The organism is Acinetobacter sp. 228 (assembly GCF_048147885.1).
Genome location: NZ_JAYWYV010000652.1, coordinates 1 through 1007 on the forward strand (window position 1 = coordinate 1; position 1007 = coordinate 1007).

At 36.3% G+C, this 1007-nt stretch carries 1 protein-coding gene and 1 pseudogene; both read right to left on the reverse strand.

Translation table 11 applies throughout. The annotated features are described in order from the left end of the window. Positions 1–16: 16 nt before the first annotated feature. Positions 17–685, reverse strand: coding sequence for a glutathione S-transferase (locus VXQ92_RS21605; RefSeq protein WP_000626445.1), 669 nt, complete (start codon positions 683–685; stop codon positions 17–19). 118 nt (positions 686–803) lie between these two features. Next, positions 804–1007 (reverse strand): annotated as a pseudogene (locus VXQ92_RS21610) (OsmC family peroxiredoxin); the annotation flags it as partial.

Genomic DNA, 1007 nt, shown 5'->3' on the forward strand with positions numbered 1-1007 from the left:
ATTTGTTCCTTTTCTTTTATATATCAGCACAATTTCTTTCGTTTGACCCTAAACCTTTCTGTCTCGCTTTTTGAAAAGCTGGTCTTTGCTGAATCCGATGTAAGAATGCTTGAATATGCGGATATTTACCTTGAAGACGTGACTGTAAAGCCTCTAGTGGAAAACTCATTTGAATATCTGCAAATGAAAAATCCCCTGCAAAATATTCATGCTCAGCCAAATAATTTTCTAAAAAACTAATATGGTCTTTCATACGTGGACGAACAAAATTTGCTTTAACCCCTTCTGTAATTTTCTTTGCCACAGGCTGAATTAGCCAAGGTACATGTTTATTGACGTTGTTCATGACCAAAGTCATCACTAATAACGGCATAAGTGAGCCTTCGGCATAGTGCATCCAGTAAATATACTGCTGTAAATCCTGAGCTTGCTTAGGTTTAAACTGCTGCTTTTGATCATATCGCTGCTGCAAATACTCTAAAATAACAGCCGATTCTGCGATAACTTGCTCATCATCTGTCAAAATAGGTGCCTTGCCGAGCGGATGAATACATTTCAATGTTTCTGGTGCTGAATAGTTCGGAAGACGTTGATAAAAATGAATATCATAATCCAAGCCTAACTCTTCTAAAGCCCATAAAATCCGAAACGATCGCGAACATTCCAGGTGGTGTACACTAATCATGGTATTGCCTACTTTTATTTTTCTTTTTTACATAAAAAACAGCATGTGAACATGCTGTTTTATTCCATTTGTGTGATGGATATAAATCATCCACCGCAACAAAATAGCATTTATATGCTGTAACAAGCACAGTATGAATGTCTAAACTACGTAACAAAGTTTTAGTGACTGGGGTTTTACTGCATATGGTTAAGATTTTTTGCTGAAGTTCTTCGTTTGGAAGTTCTTTAAAAACAATACGACGCTCAATATGTTCTTCATGCTCTCGATTGGTATGAAAATCAATTTCAACCGAGTACTCACCAAAATCATAACCCTTATG

What these genes read in the sequence shown, in the direction of transcription:
- VXQ92_RS21605 (WP_000626445.1), bottom strand. Translation starts at nt 685, where the DNA reads ATGATTAGTGTACACCACCTGGAATGTTCGCGATCGTTTCGGATTTTA.